A 19,079-nucleotide genomic window follows, 5' to 3' on the forward strand; every position below is an offset into this window, starting at 1 on the left:
CCCCGGCGCTTCGCGCCTTCGATCCTCGCCGAAAGGTCCGCCGTGTTCCCGCTGAGTATCCCGAGCCCGCCGTCCGATTGGCGCTACTTCGATCTCGGTGCGTGGCTCGCCTCCGTGCTGCCATTCGTGCCGGAGGGCTTCTCGCTGCGCATCCACGCGTACGCGATCCTGATCCTGATCGGGATCTTCGCCGCCGTGGTGCTGACCAACCACCGCCTCACCAAGCGCGGCGGCGAGCCGTGGATCATCATCGACATCTCGCTCTGGGCCGTCGTCTTCGGCATCGTCTTCGCGCGGCTTTATCACGTCGTGACGCACCCCGGCGACTACTTCGGCGAGGGCAAGGACCCGTGGGAGATCGTCCAGATCTGGGACGGCGGAAACGCGATCTTCGGCGCCCTGATCGGCGGCGCGATCGGCATTGCGATCGCCTGCCGAATGACGGGACTCCGTTTCTGGAGCGTCGCCGACGCACTCGCCCCCGGCCTCCTGCTCGCCCAGGCGATCGGACGCCTCGGCAACTACATGAACCAGGAACTCTTCGGTCTTCCCACCGACCTGCCCTGGGGGCTCGAGATCGACCGCCCGAATTCGGCGATCCCGGTCGGCATCCCGGAGGATGCGCTCTTCCACCCGACGTTCCTCTACGAACTCCTCTGGAACCTCGCGGGTGTCGCCGTGATCCTGTTGATCGAGAACCGCGTGCGCGTCGTCGCCGGCCAGAAGCTGCCGGAGTTCGAACGCCGCGCCGACTGGCAGTGGGGCAAGGTCCTCGGCCTGTATCTCATCTGGTACGGCATCGGCCGCACCTGGTTCGAGTCGATCCGCCTCGACCCGAGCGAGACGTTCCTCGGAGTGCGATCCAACGTCTGGGCTGCGCTCGCGGGCATCGTCATCGGCTTGTTCATCCTGCTCTACCAGTCGCGCAACCACCGCGGCGTCGAGCCGAGCGTCTACGCCCCGGGCCGCGAGTGGTCGCCGTCGACTGCGATAGACTCCGAAGACACCTACTCGGAGGTCGACGACATCGACGACGCTCTTGGGGGCGTGGATGAGGCACCCGCCACAAGTGGGAGCGCCAGCCGCTCGTAGCAGAGCTCCACGTCGACAGGTCGGACTCCGCACCCTGGCGGCCCGGCACCCCTCCACCTGTTGGGCCAGCGACGTCCCACCACCAGCACCATCGTGAGGACGGTACTCATGGCGCCACGCAGCCCTTTTAACTCTTTTTCCAGCGTTCCCGCAGCGCAGGGTCTCTACAACCCGCGCAGCGAACGCGACGCCTGTGGGCTCGCGATGGTGGCGACGCTGCGCGGCACCGCCGGGCACGACATCGTCCAGAACGCGCTCGATGCGCTGCGACACCTGGAGCACCGCGGCGCGGTGGGATCGGATGCGGGCACGGGTGACGGGGCCGGCATCATCACGCAGATCCCCGACGAGTTCTTGCGGGCGGTCGTGCCCTTCGAGCTTCCGGCCGTGGGCCGCTATGCCGTCGGCATGGCGTTCTTGCCGCTGGATGAGCAGGAGCGCGCCGAGCAGAAGGCCGGGATCGAGTCGATCGCGCGCGCCGAAGGCCTGAAGGTTCTCGGCTGGCGCGAGGTGCCCACCGACCCCACTCACCTCGGGAACCTGGCCCGTGAGGCGGCGCCGGCGTTCGAGCAGCTGTTCCTGACCGACGACATCACCGACCCGGAGGACACCCCGCGCGACGGGATCCACCTCGACCGCGTCACGTTCCGGGTGCGCAAGCGCGCCGAACGCGAGTTGGGGGCGTACCTGCCGTCGCTGTCCAGCCGCACCCTCGTCTACAAGGGCATGGTCACGACGCTGCAGCTGGAGCCGTTCTACCCGGATCTCTCGGATGAGCGCTTCGCGACCAAGCTCGCCCTGGTGCACTCGCGCTACTCCACCAACACGTTCCCCTCTTGGCCGCTCGCGCAGCCCTTCCGCATGATCGCGCACAACGGCGAGATCAACACGGTGCAGGGCAACCGCAACTGGATGCGCGCGCGGCAGTCTCAGCTCGAATCCGAGGTGCTCGGCGACCTGCGCCCCGTGTTCCCGATCGTGAGTGAGGGCGCGAGCGACTCCGCCTCCTTCGACGAGACCGTCGAGCTGCTCGAGCTCGCCGGTCGGCCACTCCCGCACGCGATCATGATGATGGTCCCGGAGGCGTGGGAGAACCAGGCCGACATCGACCCGACGCGTCGCGCGTTCTACGAGTTCCACTCGATGCTCATGGAGCCGTGGGACGGCCCGGCCGCTCTCGTCTTCACCGACGGCTCGCTGGTCGGAGCCACGCTCGACCGCAACGGCCTGCGCCCCGGCCGGTTCCTCGTCACCGACGACGGCCTCGTCGTCCTCGCGAGTGAGATCGGCGTGCTCGACTTCCCGGCGCACAAGATCGTCCGCAAGGGTCGCCTGCGCCCCGGGCGCATGTTCCTGGTCGACACGGCGGAAGGCCGCATCGTCGAAGACGATGAGATCAAGGCCGAGCTCGCCGCCTCCGGTCCGTGGCAGGAGTGGCTCGACGAGGGGCGGATCAACCTCGCCGATCTCCCCGAGCGCGAGCACATCACGCACACCCCGGCCTCGGTGAACCGTCGCCAGCGCACCTTCGGCTACACCGAAGAAGAGGTGAAGATCCTCATCACGCCGATGGCGCAAAACGGCGCCGAACCGCTCGGGGCGATGGGGTCCGACACGCCGATCGCGGTGCTGAGCGACCGCCCGCGCCTGCTCTTCGATTACTTCACGCAGGCCTTCGCACAGGTCACAAACCCGCCGCTCGACTCGATCCGCGAAGAAGTCGTCACGTCGATGAAGCTGGGGCTCGGTCCCGAGCGCAACCTGCTCGACGCCACGCCCGAGCACGCGCGCCAGATCGTGCTGGACTTCCCGGTGATCGACAACGACGAGCTCGCCAAGATCCAGCACTTCGAGACGCGCAGCGGTCGCCGTCCGGCGCACATCATCCGCGGCCTCTACCGTGTGGACGACGGCGCCGAGGGGCTCACCGAGCGCCTCCAGGCGATGTGCGACGAAGCCGATGAGGCGATCGAGGCCGGCGCGCAGTTCCTAGTGCTGAGCGATCGCGACTCGACGGCCGACCTCGCCCCGATTCCCTCGTTGCTGATGCTCGCCGCCGTGCACCACCACCTGATTCGCCAAGAGACCCGCATGAAGGTCGGCATCGTGGTCGAAGCCGGCGACGTGCGCGAGGTGCACCACATTGCGCTGCTGATCGGCTACGGCGCGAGCGCGATCAACCCCTATCTGGCGATGGAGACGGCTGAGCGGCTCGTGCTGAGCGGCATGATCCAAGGTCTGACCACCGAGAAGGCGCAGAAGAACCTGATCAAGGCGCTCGGCAAGGGCGTTCTGAAGATCATGTCCAAGATGGGCATCTCGGTCGTCGGCTCCTACGCGGGCGCCCAGGCGTTCGAGGCGGTCGGGCTCAGCCAGCAGTTCGTCGATCAGTACTTCACGGGAACCACGTCGCTCCTCGGCGGCGTCGGCATCGACGTGATCGCGCGCGAGAACGCCGCGCGTCACAAGGCCGCCTACCCGGACGACTCCGCCGCGCTCGCGCACCAGCGGCTCGAGGTCGGCGGCGAGTACCAGTGGCGTCGCGAAGGCCCGCCGCACCTCTTCAACCCGGAGACGGTGTTCCGCCTGCAGCACGCGACGCGGTCGAAGCGCTACGACATCTACCGCGACTACACGCGCATGGTCGACGACCAGGCCGAGAGCCTGAAGACGCTGCGCGGGCTGTTCCGGTTCAAGGAGGGCGTCCGCCCGCCCGTGCCTCTCGACGAGGTCGAGTCGGTCGCCTCGATTGTCTCGCGCTTCAACACGGGCGCGATGAGCTACGGCTCGATCTCTCAGGAGGCACACGAGACCCTCGCGATCGCGATGAACCGCCTCGGCGGTCGCTCGAACACCGGTGAGGGCGGCGAAGATGTCGAACGTCTCCTCGACCCCGAGCGTCGCAGCGCGATCAAGCAGGTCGCGAGTGGACGCTTCGGCGTCACGAGCATGTATCTGACGCACGCGACCGACATCCAGATCAAGATGGCGCAAGGCGCGAAGCCCGGAGAGGGCGGGCAGCTGCCGCCCACCAAGGTGTACCCGTGGGTGGCGCGCACACGCCACGCGACCGCGGGCGTCGGCCTGATCTCGCCTCCGCCGCACCACGACATCTACTCGATCGAGGATCTCAAGCAGCTGATCTTCGACCTCAAGCGCGCCAACCCCGAGGCGCGCGTGCACGTCAAGCTGGTCTCGCAGTCGGGCATCGGCGCGGTGGCCGCGGGCGTCACGAAGGCCCTGGCCGACGTCGTGCTCGTCTCGGGCCATGACGGCGGCACCGGTGCGAGCCCCTTGAACTCGCTCAAGCACGCGGGCACGCCGTGGGAGATCGGCCTCGCCGAGACCCAGCAGACCCTCATGCTCAACGGCATGCGCGACCGCGTCGTCGTGCAGGTCGACGGCCAGATGAAGACGGGTCGCGACGTGGTGATCGCCGCGCTGCTGGGCGCGGAGGAGTACGGCTTCGCGACCGCACCGCTCGTCGTGAGCGGCTGCATCCTGATGCGCGTCTGCCACCTCGACACCTGCCCGGTCGGCGTCGCGACCCAGAACCCGGAGCTTCGCGCGCGGTACACCGGCAAGCCCGAATTCGTCGAGACGTTCTTCGAGTTCCTGGCCCAAGAGGTGCGCGAGTACCTCGCGGAGCTCGGCTTCCGCTCGCTGGAGGAGGCGATCGGGCACGCCGAACTGCTCGACGTCGACCGCGCCGTCACGCACTGGAAGTCCGACGGACTCGATCTGACGCCCGTGCTCGTCGGTCCCGTGTTCGCTGACGACGCCCCGCGATCGCACCGTCGCAACCAGAACCACGAGCTCGAGGAGCACTTCGACCAGGAGCTGATCCGGCACAGCACCGCCGCGCTCGAGCGCGGCGAGCACGTGCAACTGGACTACGCGATCAAGAACACCGAGCGCGCCGTCGGAACGATGCTCGGCCACGAGGTGACCAAGCGCTACGGCGAGCACGGACTGCCGGAGGGCACGATCGAGGTGCTGCTGCGCGGCTCCGCCGGGCAATCGCTCGGCGCCTTCGTGCCGAACGGCATCACGTTGCGGCTCGAGGGCGACAGCAACGACTACGTCGGCAAGGGGCTGTCGGGCGGACGGATCGTTGTGCGCCCGCCGCGCGACGCCGTTCTTGCGGCGGAACGCAACGTCATCGCGGGCAACGTCATCGGCTACGGCGCCACGCAGGGCAGCATGTTCATCCGCGGTGTCGTCGGTGAGCGCTTCCTGGTGCGCAACTCGGGTGCGACCGCGGTGGTTGAAGGCGTGGGAGACCACGCGCTCGAGTACATGACGGGTGGTCTCGCGGTCATCCTCGGCAGCACCGGCCGCAACCTCGGCGCCGGAATGTCGGGAGGGACGGCGTACATCTACGACCTGAAGCGAGAACGCGTCAACCGCGACGCGCTCGCCAGCGGCGAGTTGGAGCTGCACCCGCTCGACAGCGCCGACAAGGAGATCTTCGTCGACCTGCTGCGCCAGCACATCGAGGAGACCGACTCGGCACTCGCTTCGCGACTGCTCGATGACATCGATCACTCGATCGAGAAATTCGTCAAGGTTGTTCCTCGCGACTATGCCGCGGTGCTGAAGACACGACAAGCCGCGCTCGACGAGGGACTCGATCCCGACGGCGACGTGACGTGGCAACGAATTCTGGAGGTGACCGGTGGCTGATCCCAAAGGCTTTTTGAAGACCCAGGAGCGCGAGCTCCCTAAGCGTCGGCCTGTGCCGGTCCGCATCATGGACTGGAAAGAGGTCTACGAGAATCAGGATCCGGCGCAGCTTCGGCGGCAGGCCGGTCGCTGCATGGACTGCGGTGTGCCGTTCTGCCACGCCGGCTGCCCGCTCGGCAACCTGATTCCCGAGTGGAACGACCTGATGTGGCGCGGCGAAGGGCGTCAAGCGATCGAACGCCTCCACGCGACCAACAACTTCCCGGAGTTCACCGGGCGGCTGTGCCCCGCGCCGTGCGAGTCGAGTTGTGTGCTCGGCATCAACCAGCCGGCGGTCACGATCAAGCAGGTCGAGGTCTCGATCATCGACCAGGCGTTCTCGAACGGATGGGTGACCCCGCATCCGCCCGAGCGCCTCACCGGCAAGACGGTCGCCGTCGTCGGCTCCGGCCCCGCTGGCCTCGCCGCGGCGCAGCAGCTCACACGCGCCGGCCACACCGTCGCGGTGTTCGAGCGCGATGACCGCATCGGCGGACTGCTTCGCTACGGCATCCCGGACTTCAAGATGGAGAAGCGCCAGATCGAGCTGCGGCTCGCTCAGATGCAGGCCGAAGGAACCCGCTTCCGGGCGGGCGTCGAGATCGGCCGCGACATCTCCTGGGATGACCTGCGGACGCGCTACGACGCCGTCGTGGTGGCGACCGGGGCCACGGTTCCGCGCGACCTGCCGATCCCCGGTCGTGATGCCCTCGGCGTTCACTTCGCGATGGAGTACCTGGTTCAGCAGAACAAGGTCGTCGCGGGCGGCACGGTGCCGAACCAGATCACGGCCGAAGGCAAGCACGTCGTGGTGATCGGCGGCGGCGATACCGGTGCCGACTGCATCGGCACCGCGCACCGTCAGGGTGCGTTGAGTGTGACGAACCTCGCCATCGGCGTGCAGCCGCCGAGCGAGCGCCCCGAGCACCAGCCGTGGCCGATGGACCCGACGCTCTTCGAGATCTCGAGCGCGCACGAGGAGGGCGGCGAGCGGATGTTCCTCGCCTCCACGGTCGAGTTCTTGACCAACGACGCCGGCGAAGTCCGGGCCCTGCGCGTGGCCGAGACCGAGTACCTCGACGGTCGCCGTGTGCCGAAGTCGGGCACCGAGCGTGAGATCCCCGCCGACCTCGTCCTCATCGCGATGGGTTTCACCGGTCCCGAGAAGGAGTACCTCGCCGAGCAGATCGAGATCCCCTTCGATGACCGCGGCAACGTCGTCCGTGACGACGACTACCAGACATCGCTCGCGGATGTCTTTGTCGCCGGAGATGCCGGTCGCGGCCAGTCGCTCATCGTCTGGGCCATCGCCGAGGGCCGTGCCGCGGCCGCCGCGGTGGACCGCTACCTTGAAGGGGAGACGCAGTTGCCATCTCCCGTTCGCCCGCGCGATCGAGGGATCACGATCTAAGTAGCCGCACGGTGCACGAACGCCGTGCGGTACTTCGACTCCCACCACCACCACCAATTCGAAGGAAGTCATGAGACGCGCCAAGATCGTCGCCACCCTAGGGCCCGCGACATCGAGTTACGAAAACGTGCGAGCCATCATCGAGGCCGGCGTCAACGTCGCCCGCATGAACCTCAGTCACGGCAGCTACGACGTTCACAACGAGGTCTACGCCAACGTCCGCAAGGCCGCCGCGGATCTCGATGCGCCGGTCGCCGTGCTCGTCGACCTCCAGGGCCCCAAGATCCGCCTCGGCAAGTTCGAGAACGGCCCGCACGAGCTGGCCGTGGGTGACATCTTCACGATCACCACGGAAGATGTGCTGGGAACCAAGGACCTCGTCGGCACGACCTTCAAGGGTCTTCCCGCCGATGTCGCTCCCGGCGACTTCCTGTTGATCGACGACGGCAAGGTCAAGGTCAAGGTTCTCGACACCGACGGTGTCCGCGTGCGCACCGAGGTCATCGTCGCGGGACCGGTCTCCAACAACAAGGGGATCAACCTCCCCGGCGTCGCGGTCAACGTTCCGGCGCTCTCCGAGAAGGACGAGGCGGACCTCCGCTGGGGCCTCGACCTCGGCGCCGACTACATTGCGCTGTCGTTCGTGCGCGACGCCGCCGACGTCACCCGCGTGCACGAGATCATGGCCGAGCAGGGCCGCCGCGTCCCCGTGATCGCGAAGATCGAAAAGCCGCAGGCCGTCGAGAACCTCGAGGAGATCATCGACGCCTTCGACGGGATCATGGTCGCCCGCGGCGACCTGGGCGTCGAGCTGCCGCTCGAGGCCGTCCCGATCGTGCAGAAGCGCGCCGTCGAGCTCTGCCGTCGCATGGCGAAGCCCGTCATCGTGGCGACGCAGATGCTCGAGTCGATGATCTCGAGCCCGGTGCCGACGCGCGCCGAGACCTCCGATGTCGCCAACGCGATCCTCGACGGCGCGGACGCCGTCATGCTGTCGGGCGAGACGAGCGTGGGGGAGTACCCCGTCGTCACCGTCTCGACGATGGCGCGCATCGTCGCCTCCACGGAAGAGCACGGCCTGGAACGCATCCCCGAGCTCGGTACCAAGCCGCGCACCCAGGGCGGGGCGATCACGCTCGCCGCAGCAGAGGTCGCGGACTTCGTCGACGCGAAGTTCGTGTGCGTGTTCACCGAGTCGGGCGATTCGGCGCGCCGAATGTCGCGACTGCGCTTCCGCATTCCGATGAAGGCGTTCACGCCGGACGAAGCGATTCGCCGTCGCATGAACCTCACCTGGGGCATCGAGTCGTTCCTCGTCGAGCGCGTCGATCACACCGACGCGATGTATCGCCAGGTCGACGAGACGCTGCTCGCACGCGGACTCGCCGAGGTCGGAGACAAGGTCGTGGTGATCTCGGGTTCCCCTCCCGGAATCGCGGGGTCGACGAACGACCTGCGCGTGCACGTTGTCGGGGATGCGGTCAATGCCGCAGCACCCGCCTGGCAGAGCGGCGCACACGCCGACTGAGCACCCCTCACGAAGATCCCCTCGACCGAGCGCGTCGTCTCCGGCAGAGTAGAGACGACGTGCTCGGCCCCCAGGAAGTGGAATGAATCGGATGACAGCTGGCCCCGCGGCCCCTGGCTGGTATCCGGACCCCTGGAGAGCGGGATTCTCGCGCTGGTGGAACGGTTCCGCGTGGTCGGAGCATTCGCAGCCGGGGGCGCCCCCGCCACCGAAGGCCGAGCAGACGTATCGGGTCGAACCGGAGGTGGTCGTCGAGCGACAGTCGAGCGCTCCGCAGGCTGCGTCCGACGACCACTTCCGCCGCATGGCCGAAGTCGCCGAGGCGACGCGCACCGCGGAGATCCCGCGCGTCGCACCGCACGCGGCTCTTCCTCCGCGCGAACGGATGCCGGAGGTCCGACGTCGACGCCCGTGGGCCGCCGCCCTCGTGGGTGCAGGCGTCCTGATCGCTCTTGTGGGCAGCGCCAGCGTGGCCATCGGCACCGGGGCGCTCGAGACGCTGGCCGACGTCTCGGCCAGCCAGAACTCCTACGCCAACGATGTCGAGAATCTTCTCGTGACGAGCATCGCCGAGGCCGACGAGGTCGACGTCGAGTCGGTCGAATGTCCCGACCTGACCGAGCGCACCGCGGACACCGAATTCAGCTGCACCGCGATGCTGGCCTCGGGCGAGAAGCTCGCGATCGTCGCGCGCGTCGAGGGCGCCGGCGAGAAGATCGTCTGGATGCACGCGACGCCGTAAACGGTGCCGGATGTGGGACTTGAACCCACACGTCCTCACGGACAACCGATTTTGAGTCGGTCGCGTCTGCCATTCCGCCAATCCGGCCTGTGCCGCCCGCCTTCCGGCGAAGCACAGCATCCCAAACGATACCGTAGGCTGAACGCGTGACAGACCCGCAGGAAACCACCACCACCGCTCCGCGACGCGTCGTCGTTGCCGAGGATGAGTCGCTCATCCGACTCGACATTGTTGAGATCCTTCGTGACAACGGTTTCGAGGTCGTCGGTGAAGCGGGCGACGGGGAAACCGCCGTCGCCCTCGCGACCGAACTGAAGCCGGACCTCGTCGTGATGGACGTCAAGATGCCTCAGCTCGACGGGATCTCGGCCGCCGAACGGCTCTCCAAGAACCACATCGCGCCCGTTGTTCTGCTCACGGCGTTCAGTCAGAAGGAACTCGTCGAGCGCGCGAGCGAAGCGGGCGCTCTCGCCTACGTCGTCAAGCCGTTCACCCCGAGCGACCTGCTGCCGGCGATCGAGATCGCGCTGAGCCGCTACCAGCAGATCGTTGCGCTCGAGTCCGAGGTCGCCGACATGGTCGAGCGCTTCGAGACCCGCAAGCTCGTCGACCGCGCCAAGGGCCTTCTCAACGAGAAGATGGGCCTCAGCGAGCCGGATGCGTTCCGCTGGATCCAGAAGGCGTCGATGGATCGTCGCCTCACCATGCACGATGTCGCGCAGGCGATCATCGAGCAGCTGTCGGCGAAGAAGTAGCGTCTACCGGTCGCGGAGGAAGTTGGTCATCCGCACCGTGGAGAGCCGGCGACCCTGCTCGTCGGTCATCACGATCTCGTGGGTGCAAAGCGTCCGGCCGAGAACGAGCGATCGGCAGGTGCCGGTGACAAGGCCTTCGGTGACCGACCGCGAGTGCGTGGCGTTGATCTCGATGCCGACCGCGTAGCGACCCGGGCCGGCGTGGATCGCGGACGAGATCGAGCCGAGCGACTCGCCGAGCACGACGTGCGCACCGCCGTGCAGCAGTCCGACCACCTGGGTGTTGCCCTCCACCGGCATGGTCGCGACCGAGTACTCCGCCGAGAGCTCCAGGAAGTCGATGTTCATCTTCTGCGCGAGCGCGCCGCCCCCGGTGCCGGTGAGCCGTTCGATGAGTTCGGGATCCAGATCGGCGGGGAGCTTCGTCATGAACTTCCGTTCCTTGAGGTGTCGGGAGCCGCGACTAGGCTGACTCCGTGCCGGACAGCGTCGAAAAGCCTACCCTTCTGATCATTGACGGCCACTCGTTGGCCTTCCGAGCGTTCTACGCGCTCCCGGTGGACAGCTTCGTCACCCGCGACGGGCAGCACACGAATGCGATTCACGGCTTCATCTCGATGCTGCTGAACCTGCTGCAGGCCTACAAACCGACCCACCTCGCGGTCGCCTTCGACATCTCGCGGTTCTCGTTCCGCACGCGCGAATACCCGGAGTACAAGGGCACGCGCGCCGAGACCCCGCCGGAGTTCAAGGGTCAGATTCCCCTGCTGGAGGAGGCGCTCACGGCGATGGGCATCCAGACCCTGAGCAAGGAGGATTTCGAGGCCGACGACATCCTCGCCACGCTCGCGGCGCGGGGGAGCGCCGATGGGTTCAAGGTCTTCGTGGTCTCGGGCGACCGCGACACGATCCAGCTCGTCACCGACGAGGTCACGCTGCTCTACCCGAACGTCCGCGGCGTCTCCGAGCTCAAGGTCTACGACCCCGAGGCCGTGCGCGAGCGCTACGGCATCGAGCCGCAGCAATACCCCGACATCGCCGCCCTCGTCGGCGAGACCAGCGACAACCTGATCGGTGTCGACAAGGTCGGCGAGAAGACCGCCGTCAAGTGGATTCAGAAGTACGGATCCCTCGATGAGGTGATGGCGCACGCCGAGGAGATCACCGGTGTCGTCGGACAGAATCTGCGCGACCAGATGGATCGCGTGGTGCGCAACCGCAAGCTGAACCGCCTGCTTCCCGACATCGAGTTGCCGATGGGTCCCGCCGAGCTGAAGCGCGGAGAGCCGGATGCCGCCGCGATTCGCGAAATCTTCGGCCGACTGCAGTTCCGCACGCTGCTCGATCGCGTCTTCAAGCTGGAGGGCATCACCGATTCCGGAGAGCCGGCCCCCGAGGCGGATGCCACCGCGGTGCCGGCGATCCGAACGATGGTGGACGAAGAACTCGCGAAGTGGCTCGACGACGCCTCGAAGAAGGGCACCGAGCCACTCGGGTTGCGCGTCGCCGCCGTCGACGGTGAGATCACCGGTTTCGGCATCGCGAGCGCCACCGACTCGGCTTGGGTGCCGTGGGCGCCCGGTCGCCCGGACTATGTGGCTCTCGAAGCATGGCTCGCGAGCGACGCACCCAAGTACGTGTACGACGGCAAGGGGCAGGTCACGGCGCTGGCAGCGGCCGGGCTCGAGCTCGGCGGGATCGCCTTCGACGTCAGCCTGGCGGCGTGGCTGTTGAAGCCCTCCTCGAAGTTCGAGAGCCTGGCGAGTCTCGTCTACGCCCAGCTCGGCGAAACGCTCCCCGAGCCCGATCCGCGCCAACTCGTTCCCGAGACCGAGCCGCTCAGCCCCGCCACGGAGGCGTGGTACGTGCGACGACTGGTCGACGAATACACCGAGCAACTCGACGAGGGTTCACTCGGCGTGCTCACCGACATCGAAATCCCGCTGATCTCCGTGCTCGTGCGCATGGAACGCCAAGGCATCACCGTCTCGCGCGAGCTGCTCGCCGGCTTGAACTCGCGCCTGGCGGCGCGCGCTGCCGAGGTGGAGACCGCGGCCTTCGCGACCATTGACCGCGAGGTCAACCTCGGCTCGCCCAAACAGTTGCAGGAGGTGCTCTTCGAGCAGCTCGGGATGCCGAAGACCCGCGCCACCAAGACCGGATTCTCGACCGACGCGGCCGCCCTCGCCGACCTGCAAGACCAGCACCCGCATCCATTCCTGGAGCTGGTGCTCCAGCACCGCGACGCGACGAAGATCCGCCAGATCGTCGAGACGCTCGAGAAGAGCATCGGCGACGACGAGCGCATCCACACCACCTACGAGCAGACCGGCTCCGCGACCGGGCGGATCAGCTCGAACGACCCCAACCTGCAGAACATCCCGATCAAGACCGAGGTGGGTCGCGAGGTGCGCGCCGCGTTCCAGTCCGGCGCCGGGTTCGAGACCCTGCTCACCGCCGATTACTCGCAGATTGAGATGCGGATCATGGCGCACCTCTCCGACGACGAGGGACTCATCGAGGCCTTCCAGTCGGGGGAGGACCTGCACCGTTTCGTCGGCTCGCGCGTCTTCGGCGTTGACCCCTCCGAGGTGACGCCGACGATGCGCACCAAGGTGAAGGCGATGTCGTACGGTCTGGCCTACGGGCTGTCGGCCTTCGGACTCAGCAAGCAGCTGCGCATCGAGCAGTCCGAGGCGAAGGCGCTGATGACCGACTACTTCGCCCGGTTCGGGGGAGTGCGCGACTACCTCCGCGGCGTCGTCGAGCAGGCCCGCGTCGATGGCTACACGACGACGATCTTCGGACGTCGTCGGCCATTCCCGGAGCTGTCCTCGTCGAACCGGGTGCTGCGTGACAACGCGGAGCGTCAGGCGCTCAACTCGCCGATCCAGGGCTCCGCGGCCGACATCATCAAGCGCGCGATGCTGCACATCGACGCCGACATCCGTGAACACGGGCTCGCCTCACGCATGCTGCTCCAGGTGCACGACGAGCTGGTCTTCGAGGTCGGCGAAGGTGAGCTCGAGACGATGACGCGCATCGTCACCGAGCGGATGTCGACCGCGGCAGAGCTCAAGGTTCCCCTCGACGTGCAGCTCGGCACCGGGCCGAACTGGGACGCTGCGGCGCACTAGCTTTCCGGCGTCGGCGAACTACGCTGGCACCATGACGGAAGCTTCGACTCCTCCTGTCCGCACGCCCAGCGCGATCGATGAGATCGCGGAGGAGTGGGTCACCACTCTCGTTGATCTGGACCCCGACTACGCGATCTGGATCGGCGTCGAGGGCCGCACCGGGGAGTACGGCGATCTCTCCCCGGCGGGTCACGAGGAGCGGATCGCGGCGGCGCGCGTCGCGGCGGCGAGGCTGACGGCGGCTGCGCCGGTCGACGCAGTCGACGAGGTGACCAAGACCGATCTGCTCGCGCAACTGAACCTCGACATCGAAAGCGCCGAACTCGGGCTCCACTACCGCGATCTGAACGTCATCGCCTCTCCCGCGCAGGGCATCCGCGACTCCTTCGACCTCATGCCCACGGCAACGGAAGAGAACTGGGCGCGCATCGCCGAGCGCATGTCGAACGTGCCCGGCGCGGTCGGCGGCTACATCCAGACCCTGCGCGAGGGCATCGCACGCGGGGTCGTGCCCGCGCGGCGGCAGGTCACCGAGGTGGCGCAGCAGGCGCGGAAGCACGCCAACCCGTCCGGGTTCTTCGGGGAGTTTGCCGAGGGAGCCGCGGCGGACGGTGAGACGCCGTTGCCCGCCTCGCTGCACGCGTCGCTGCGCGCCGGTGCCGCGACGGCGGCCACCGCCTACGGCGAACTCGCCGAGTTCCTTGAGACTGAGCTCGCCCCGGTCGCCGGCGAGCAGGACGGCGTAGGGCGCGACATGTACGCGCTCCACTCCCGCTCGTTCCTCGGCGCCGAGATCGACCTCGACGAGACCTACGAGTGGGGCATCGCCGAACTCGCGCGCATGATCGAGGAGCAGACCCGCACCGCGGGGGAGATCATGGCGGGAGCCAGTGTCGAGGAGGCGATCGCCGTTCTCGAAGGCGACCCGTCGCGGAAGCTGCACGGCACGAAGGCGCTGCAGGAGTGGATGCAGGAGACCTCGGACCGTGCCGTCGCCGAGCTCGCCAAGACCCACTTCGAGATCCCGGATGCGATCCGCCGACTGGAGTGCATGATCGCGCCGACCCAGGAGGGCGGCATCTACTACACCGGCCCGAGCGACGACTTCTCGCGCCCCGGCCGGATGTGGTGGAGCGTTCCGGAGGGCGTCACCGAGTTCGACACCTGGCGCGAACTCACCACCGTCTATCACGAGGGGATCCCCGGTCACCACCTGCAGATCGGGCAGGCGACCTACAACCGCGGCACGCTCAACACCTGGCGGCGCCAGCTCGCCGGCACGAGCGGTCACGCCGAGGGCTGGGCGCTGTATGCCGAGCGTCTGATGGAGGAACTCGGCTACCTCGATGACCCCGCCGACCGCCTCGGCATGCTCGACGGCCAGCGGATGCGCGCGGCTCGCGTCGTGCTCGACATCGGTGTGCACCTCGGCAAGCCGCGCCTCGACGGCTCCGGCGTCTGGGATCACCAGTACGCGCTCGACTTCATGCGCCAGAACGTCAACATGAACGACGCCTTCGTGCGCTTCGAGGTGAACCGCTACCTCGGCTGGCCCGGACAGGCGCCCTCCTACAAGGTGGGGCAGCGCATCTGGGAGGAGATCCGTTCGGCGGCCCAGCAGCAGGCGGGTGCGAACTTCTCGTTCAAGGACTTCCACAAGCAAGCGCTCGACCTCGGCGGTGTCGGCCTCGACACCCTGCGGTCGGCGCTGCTGGCGTGACTCGCACCGTCGTCGTCGCCGGAGCATCCGGCTTCATGGGTCGGCACCTGGCCGACGAGTTCCGTGCCGCGGGCGACCGCGTCATCACCATCGGGCGCGGGTCCGGAAGCGATGTTCGCTGGTCGGATGCGGAGGGCATCCGAGCGGCAATCGACGGGTGCGCGCTCGTGATCAATCTCGCTGGTCGCACCGTCAATTGCCGTTACACGGCGCGCAACCGGGCCGAGATCGTGGACTCGCGCGTCGACACGACCCGCACGTTGGCGGACGCGATCGGTGTCGCGATGGCGCCGCCGCCGCTGTGGATCAACTCCTCGACCGCGACGATCTACCGGCACGCCGACGATCGCCCGCAGGACGAGGGCGCGGGGGAGCTCGGGACCGGGTTCTCGGTCGAGGTCGCGAAAGCGTGGGAGGCGTCGTTCTTCGAGCGACCACTCGCGGGAACTCGCCGGGTGGCGTTGCGCACCGCGATCGTGCTGGGCGACGGTGGCGTGCTGACCCCGCTCATCCGACTCGTCCGTCTCGGTCTGGGCGGCGCCCACTACGACGCTCCGTGGCTTCCGAGCGCGCGTCGACGCCGGTTCGGCACCGAGCACCGCTTTGGCACGCCGGGCGGTCGCCAGCGCTTCTCCTGGGTGCACCTCGCGGATGTGGTGCGTGTGATTCGCTTTCTCGAGACTCACCCGGAGCTCGACGGGCCGATCAACCTGTCGTCGCCGAATCCCGTCGACGACCGGACCTTCATGGCGGCGCTCCGTCGGGTGCTGCGCGTGCCCGTCGGTCTGCCGATGCATCGTTGGATGCTCGAACCCGGCGCGTGGGTGATCCGCACCGAGACCGAGCTCGTGCTGAAGAGTCGGTGGGTGGTCCCGACGCGGCTGCTCGAGGCTGGGTACGCGTTCGAATACCCCGAAATCGACGGCGCACTGCGGCAGGTCGTGGACTCGAGGGCCAAGAATCGCTAGACTCGAGTGTTGCTTTCGCAACGTTCTGTCCGCATGCCTGCGGCGACCGCAACCCGCAACACCCGTCTCAGGCCCTATTTTGTCCCCATTCGGAGCATCTACTACATGACCACCGCAACGACCGCCACGGCCCCCAAGCAGGTCGCCATCAACGACATCGGATCTGCTGAAGACTTCCTGGCCGCGGTCGAAAAGACCCTGAAGTTCTTCAACGACGGAGACCTCATCGAAGGCACCGTCGTCAAGATCGACCGTGACGAGGTTCTCCTCGACGTCGGCTACAAGACTGAGGGTGTCATCCCCTCTCGCGAACTTTCGATCAAGCACGACGTCGACCCCAGCGAGGTCGTCAACGTCGGCGACAGCGTCGAGGCCCTCGTTCTCCAGAAGGAGGACAAGGAAGGCCGGCTGATCCTCTCCAAGAAGCGTGCTCAGTACGAGCGTGCGTGGGGCGACGTCGAAAAGATCAAGGACACCGATGGCGTCGTGACCGGTCAGGTCATCGAGGTCGTCAAGGGTGGGCTCATCGTCGACATCGGCCTCCGCGGCTTCCTCCCGGCCTCGCTCATCGAGCTGCGCCGCGTGCGCGACCTCACGCCGTACCTCGGCCAGGAGATCGAGGCGAAGATCCTCGAGCTCGACAAGAACCGCAACAACGTCGTCCTGAGCCGCCGCGCGCTGCTCGAGCAGACGCAGAGCGAGTCGCGTTCGACCTTCCTCAACAACCTCCAGAAGGGCCAGGTCCGCAAGGGCGTCGTGTCCTCGATCGTCAACTTCGGTGCGTTCGTCGACCTGGGTGGCGTGGACGGCCTCGTGCACGTCTCCGAGCTCTCGTGGAAGCACATCGAGCACGCCAGCGAGGTCGTCGAGGTGGGCCAGGAGGTCACCGTCGAGATCCTCGAGGTCGACCTCGACCGCGAGCGCGTGTCGCTCTCGCTCAAGGCGACGCAGGAAGACCCGTGGCAGGTGTTCGCCCGGACCCACGCGATCGGTCAGATCGCTCCGGGTAAGGTCACCAAGCTCGTTCCGTTCGGCGCCTTCGTGCGCGTCGCGGACGGCATCGAGGGCCTGGTTCACATCTCGGAGCTCAGCGGCAAGCACGTCGAGCTCGCCGAGCAGGTCGTGTCGGTCGGCGAGGACGTCTTCGTCAAGGTCATCGACATCGACCTCGACCGTCGCCGCATCTCGCTGAGCCTCAAGCAGGCCAACGAGGGCATCGACCCGAACAGCTCGGAGTTCGACTCCGGCCTCGCCGCGCTCTACGGCATGGTCACCGAGTACGACGAGCAGGGCAACTACAAGTTCCCCGAGGGCTTCGACGCGACGAGCGGCGAGTGGCTCGAGGGCTTCGACACCCAGCGCGAGGCGTGGGAGGCCGAGTACGCGGCCGCCCAGACCCGCTGGGAGGCCCACAAGGCGCAGATCATCGCCGCCGAGGCCGCGGATGCGGCTGCCGAGAGCGCGCCGCGTGCGGCGTCCTCGGGTTCGGCATCGGGCGGGTTCTCGAGCGAGTCGAGCTCGGCGGGAACCCTCGCCGACGACGAGTCGCTCGCCGCGCTTCGCGAGAAGCTGTCGAGCAGCAACTAAGTCAGCTTCTCAGCGGGTCGGCTGCCTTCGGGCAGCCGACCCGCTGGTCGTTTCCGGCCAGGCGCGCCACCCCGACCGCGGCGAGTTTGCCTACGCGGTGCCGCCGCGGTGCGGGATCGGGGGAATCGTTCCACCGTCCCGCGCGGTGCGCCGGGCAGCAGCGCGGCGGCGCATGCGGCGCCGCAGCAGCACGAAGCCGACGATGAGGCTCGCGAGTCCGGCGATGACAAGCACGGGCAGCACGATCGCCAGGGCGCTGAGAACCAGCGCCGACAGGTCTTCGACCGTGCTGAGGACGGGCGCCGCGACCCCGGCGGTCGCCGCGTTGGCGATCGGCCGCGCCGCCATCTTGCCCGCGTGGACGGTCAGGGCCAGGACGATCCCGATGACGATCGGAACCCACTGGTTGCTGGCGAAGAACGCCGCCGGATCCGTCACCGTGGCCGTCTCGGCGGCGGTGCCGGAGCCGAACACGATTCCGCCCGACGCGGGACGCACCACCGTCTGGATCCAGTCGTTGATGGTGTCGACCGCCGGAATCTTGTCGGCCACGATCTCGAGCAGCAGCAGCACCGCGAGAATTCCGAGCACCCACTCGTTCTCCAGCCATGCCCACCCGGCCGGCAGGTTGACGACGTCGAACAGCCGACTCGAGAGGCCGAGCACGAGCATCGGGATGTACGCGTTGAGGCCGGCGGCCGCCGCGAGACCCGTTCCGGTCAGGAACTCCAGCATGCGGTGAGGCTAGCACCCGCCCGCACTCCGGGCGATCGCCACTAGCATGACGGGATGCTGCTCGTCGCCGTCACCGGGGGGATCGCCTCCGGCAAGTCGTCCGTCGCGAGCCGGCTCGGCGAGCTCGGCGCCGTCGTGGTCGACGCGGACCAGCTGGCGCGTGACGTCGTCGCACCGGGGGAGCCGGCGCTCGAGCGCATCGCCGAGGTGTTCGGCGCGGGCGTCATCGCGGCGGATGGAACTCTCGATCGGGCGGCCCTCGCCTCCCTCGTGTTCCGCGATCCCGAGAAGCGCCTCGCCCTGAACGAGATCACGCATCCGGCCGTCGGCGCGCTCTCGCAGGCGCGTTTCGCCGAGGCCGCAGCCCAGGATGCGAACGCGATCGTCGTCTACGACGTCCCGCTCCTGGCCGAGAGCGGTGCGCGGCTCGGGGAGTTCGACCTCGTCGTGGTCGTGCACGCCGACAGCGACACCCGGATTCAGCGGCTGGTCGAACTGCGCGGCATGACCCGGGAGGAGGCGCGGCACCGGATCAACTCGCAGGCCAGTGACGCCGAGCGGCTTGCGATCGCCGACGTCGTGATCGACGCCAACGGCACACTCGCCGACACCCGCGCGCAGGCCGAGGCGCTGTGGAGCTCGCTGCGAGCCCGGCAGTCTGACGGTGGTCGCGCCTAGG

13 protein-coding genes and 1 tRNA gene are annotated in these 19,079 nt (G+C 67.8%); 11 read left to right on the forward strand and 3 right to left on the reverse strand.

Annotation, left to right across the window (positions count from 1 at the left end; all coding sequences use genetic code 11):
- The first annotated feature begins 51 nt into the window (after positions 1–51).
- From lgt to QZ258_RS03265, 5 genes are all read left to right on the forward strand, one after another.
- Entirely contained in the window at positions 52–1,092 is a 1,041-nt protein-coding gene (gene lgt, locus QZ258_RS03245) for a prolipoprotein diacylglyceryl transferase (RefSeq protein WP_294179150.1), read from the forward strand.
- A gap of 108 nt (positions 1,093–1,200) precedes the next feature.
- On the forward strand, positions 1,201–5,778 hold the full coding sequence (gene gltB, locus QZ258_RS03250; RefSeq protein ID WP_294178964.1) for a glutamate synthase large subunit: 4,578 nt from the start codon (positions 1,201–1,203) through the stop codon (positions 5,776–5,778).
- Complete coding sequence (locus tag QZ258_RS03255) at positions 5,771–7,228, forward strand: glutamate synthase subunit beta (protein WP_294178965.1); 1,458 nt, start codon at positions 5,771–5,773, stop codon at positions 7,226–7,228. The genes gltB and QZ258_RS03255 overlap by 8 nt, the downstream gene beginning before the upstream one ends.
- Positions 7,229–7,298: 70 nt before the next feature.
- Positions 7,299–8,756: a pyruvate kinase gene (gene pyk / locus QZ258_RS03260; protein WP_294178966.1), complete on the forward strand. Its 1,458-nt coding sequence runs from the start codon at positions 7,299–7,301 to the stop codon at positions 8,754–8,756.
- Between the two features lie 91 nt (positions 8,757–8,847).
- On the forward strand, positions 8,848–9,498 hold the full coding sequence (locus tag QZ258_RS03265) for a DUF2510 domain-containing protein (protein WP_294178968.1): 651 nt from the start codon (positions 8,848–8,850) through the stop codon (positions 9,496–9,498).
- 4 nt (positions 9,499–9,502) lie between these two features.
- On the opposite strand, the gene QZ258_RS03270 is transcribed toward QZ258_RS03265, so the two are convergent.
- Positions 9,503–9,585 (reverse strand) — tRNA-Leu (locus QZ258_RS03270).
- A gap of 59 nt (positions 9,586–9,644) precedes the next feature.
- On the opposite strand from QZ258_RS03270, the gene QZ258_RS03275 reads away from it, so the two are divergent.
- Positions 9,645–10,253, forward strand: a complete 609-nt coding sequence (locus QZ258_RS03275; protein ID WP_294178970.1) for an ANTAR domain-containing response regulator — start codon at positions 9,645–9,647, stop codon at positions 10,251–10,253.
- A 3-nt stretch (positions 10,254–10,256) separates the two neighbouring features.
- Here QZ258_RS03275 and QZ258_RS03280 read toward each other — a convergent pair whose 3' ends face one another.
- Positions 10,257–10,682 carry a hotdog fold thioesterase gene (locus QZ258_RS03280; RefSeq protein WP_294178972.1) on the reverse strand — a complete coding sequence of 142 codons (426 nt, stop codon included), beginning with the start codon at positions 10,680–10,682 and terminating at the stop codon, positions 10,257–10,259.
- A 47-nt stretch (positions 10,683–10,729) separates the two neighbouring features.
- Between QZ258_RS03280 and polA the strand changes: the two genes are divergently transcribed.
- The 4 genes from polA (at position 10,730) to rpsA (ending at position 17,665) form a co-directional block, all read left to right on the forward strand.
- Positions 10,730–13,390, forward strand: coding sequence for a DNA polymerase I (gene polA / locus QZ258_RS03285; protein WP_294178973.1), 2,661 nt, complete (start codon positions 10,730–10,732; stop codon positions 13,388–13,390).
- Positions 13,391–13,421: 31 nt separating this feature from the next.
- The gene (locus QZ258_RS03290; RefSeq protein ID WP_294178975.1) at positions 13,422–15,110 is read left to right on the forward strand and encodes a DUF885 domain-containing protein; all 1,689 of its coding nucleotides are present in this window, start codon (positions 13,422–13,424) and stop codon (positions 15,108–15,110) included.
- A complete protein-coding gene (locus tag QZ258_RS03295; RefSeq protein WP_294178977.1) occupies positions 15,107–16,078 on the forward strand; it encodes an epimerase in 972 nt (323 codons plus the stop codon). The genes QZ258_RS03290 and QZ258_RS03295 overlap by 4 nt, the downstream gene beginning before the upstream one ends.
- A 105-nt stretch (positions 16,079–16,183) precedes the next feature.
- Positions 16,184–17,665, forward strand: a complete 1,482-nt coding sequence (gene rpsA, locus QZ258_RS03300) for a 30S ribosomal protein S1 (RefSeq protein ID WP_294178979.1) — start codon at positions 16,184–16,186, stop codon at positions 17,663–17,665.
- Between the two features lie 90 nt (positions 17,666–17,755).
- On the opposite strand, the gene QZ258_RS03305 is transcribed toward rpsA, so the two are convergent.
- Positions 17,756–18,400 carry a DUF4126 domain-containing protein gene (locus QZ258_RS03305; RefSeq protein ID WP_294178982.1) on the reverse strand — a complete coding sequence of 215 codons (645 nt, stop codon included), beginning with the start codon at positions 18,398–18,400 and terminating at the stop codon, positions 17,756–17,758.
- Positions 18,401–18,454: 54 nt separating this feature from the next.
- Between QZ258_RS03305 and coaE the strand changes: the two genes are divergently transcribed.
- A complete protein-coding gene (gene coaE / locus QZ258_RS03310) occupies positions 18,455–19,078 on the forward strand; it encodes a dephospho-CoA kinase (RefSeq protein WP_294178984.1) in 624 nt (207 codons plus the stop codon).
- The last annotated feature ends 1 nt before the right edge of the window (position 19,079 follow it).

The sequence above is a fragment of the uncultured Schumannella sp. genome, from assembly GCF_905479755.1.
Lineage (GTDB): Bacteria > Actinomycetota > Actinomycetes > Actinomycetales > Microbacteriaceae > DCRR01.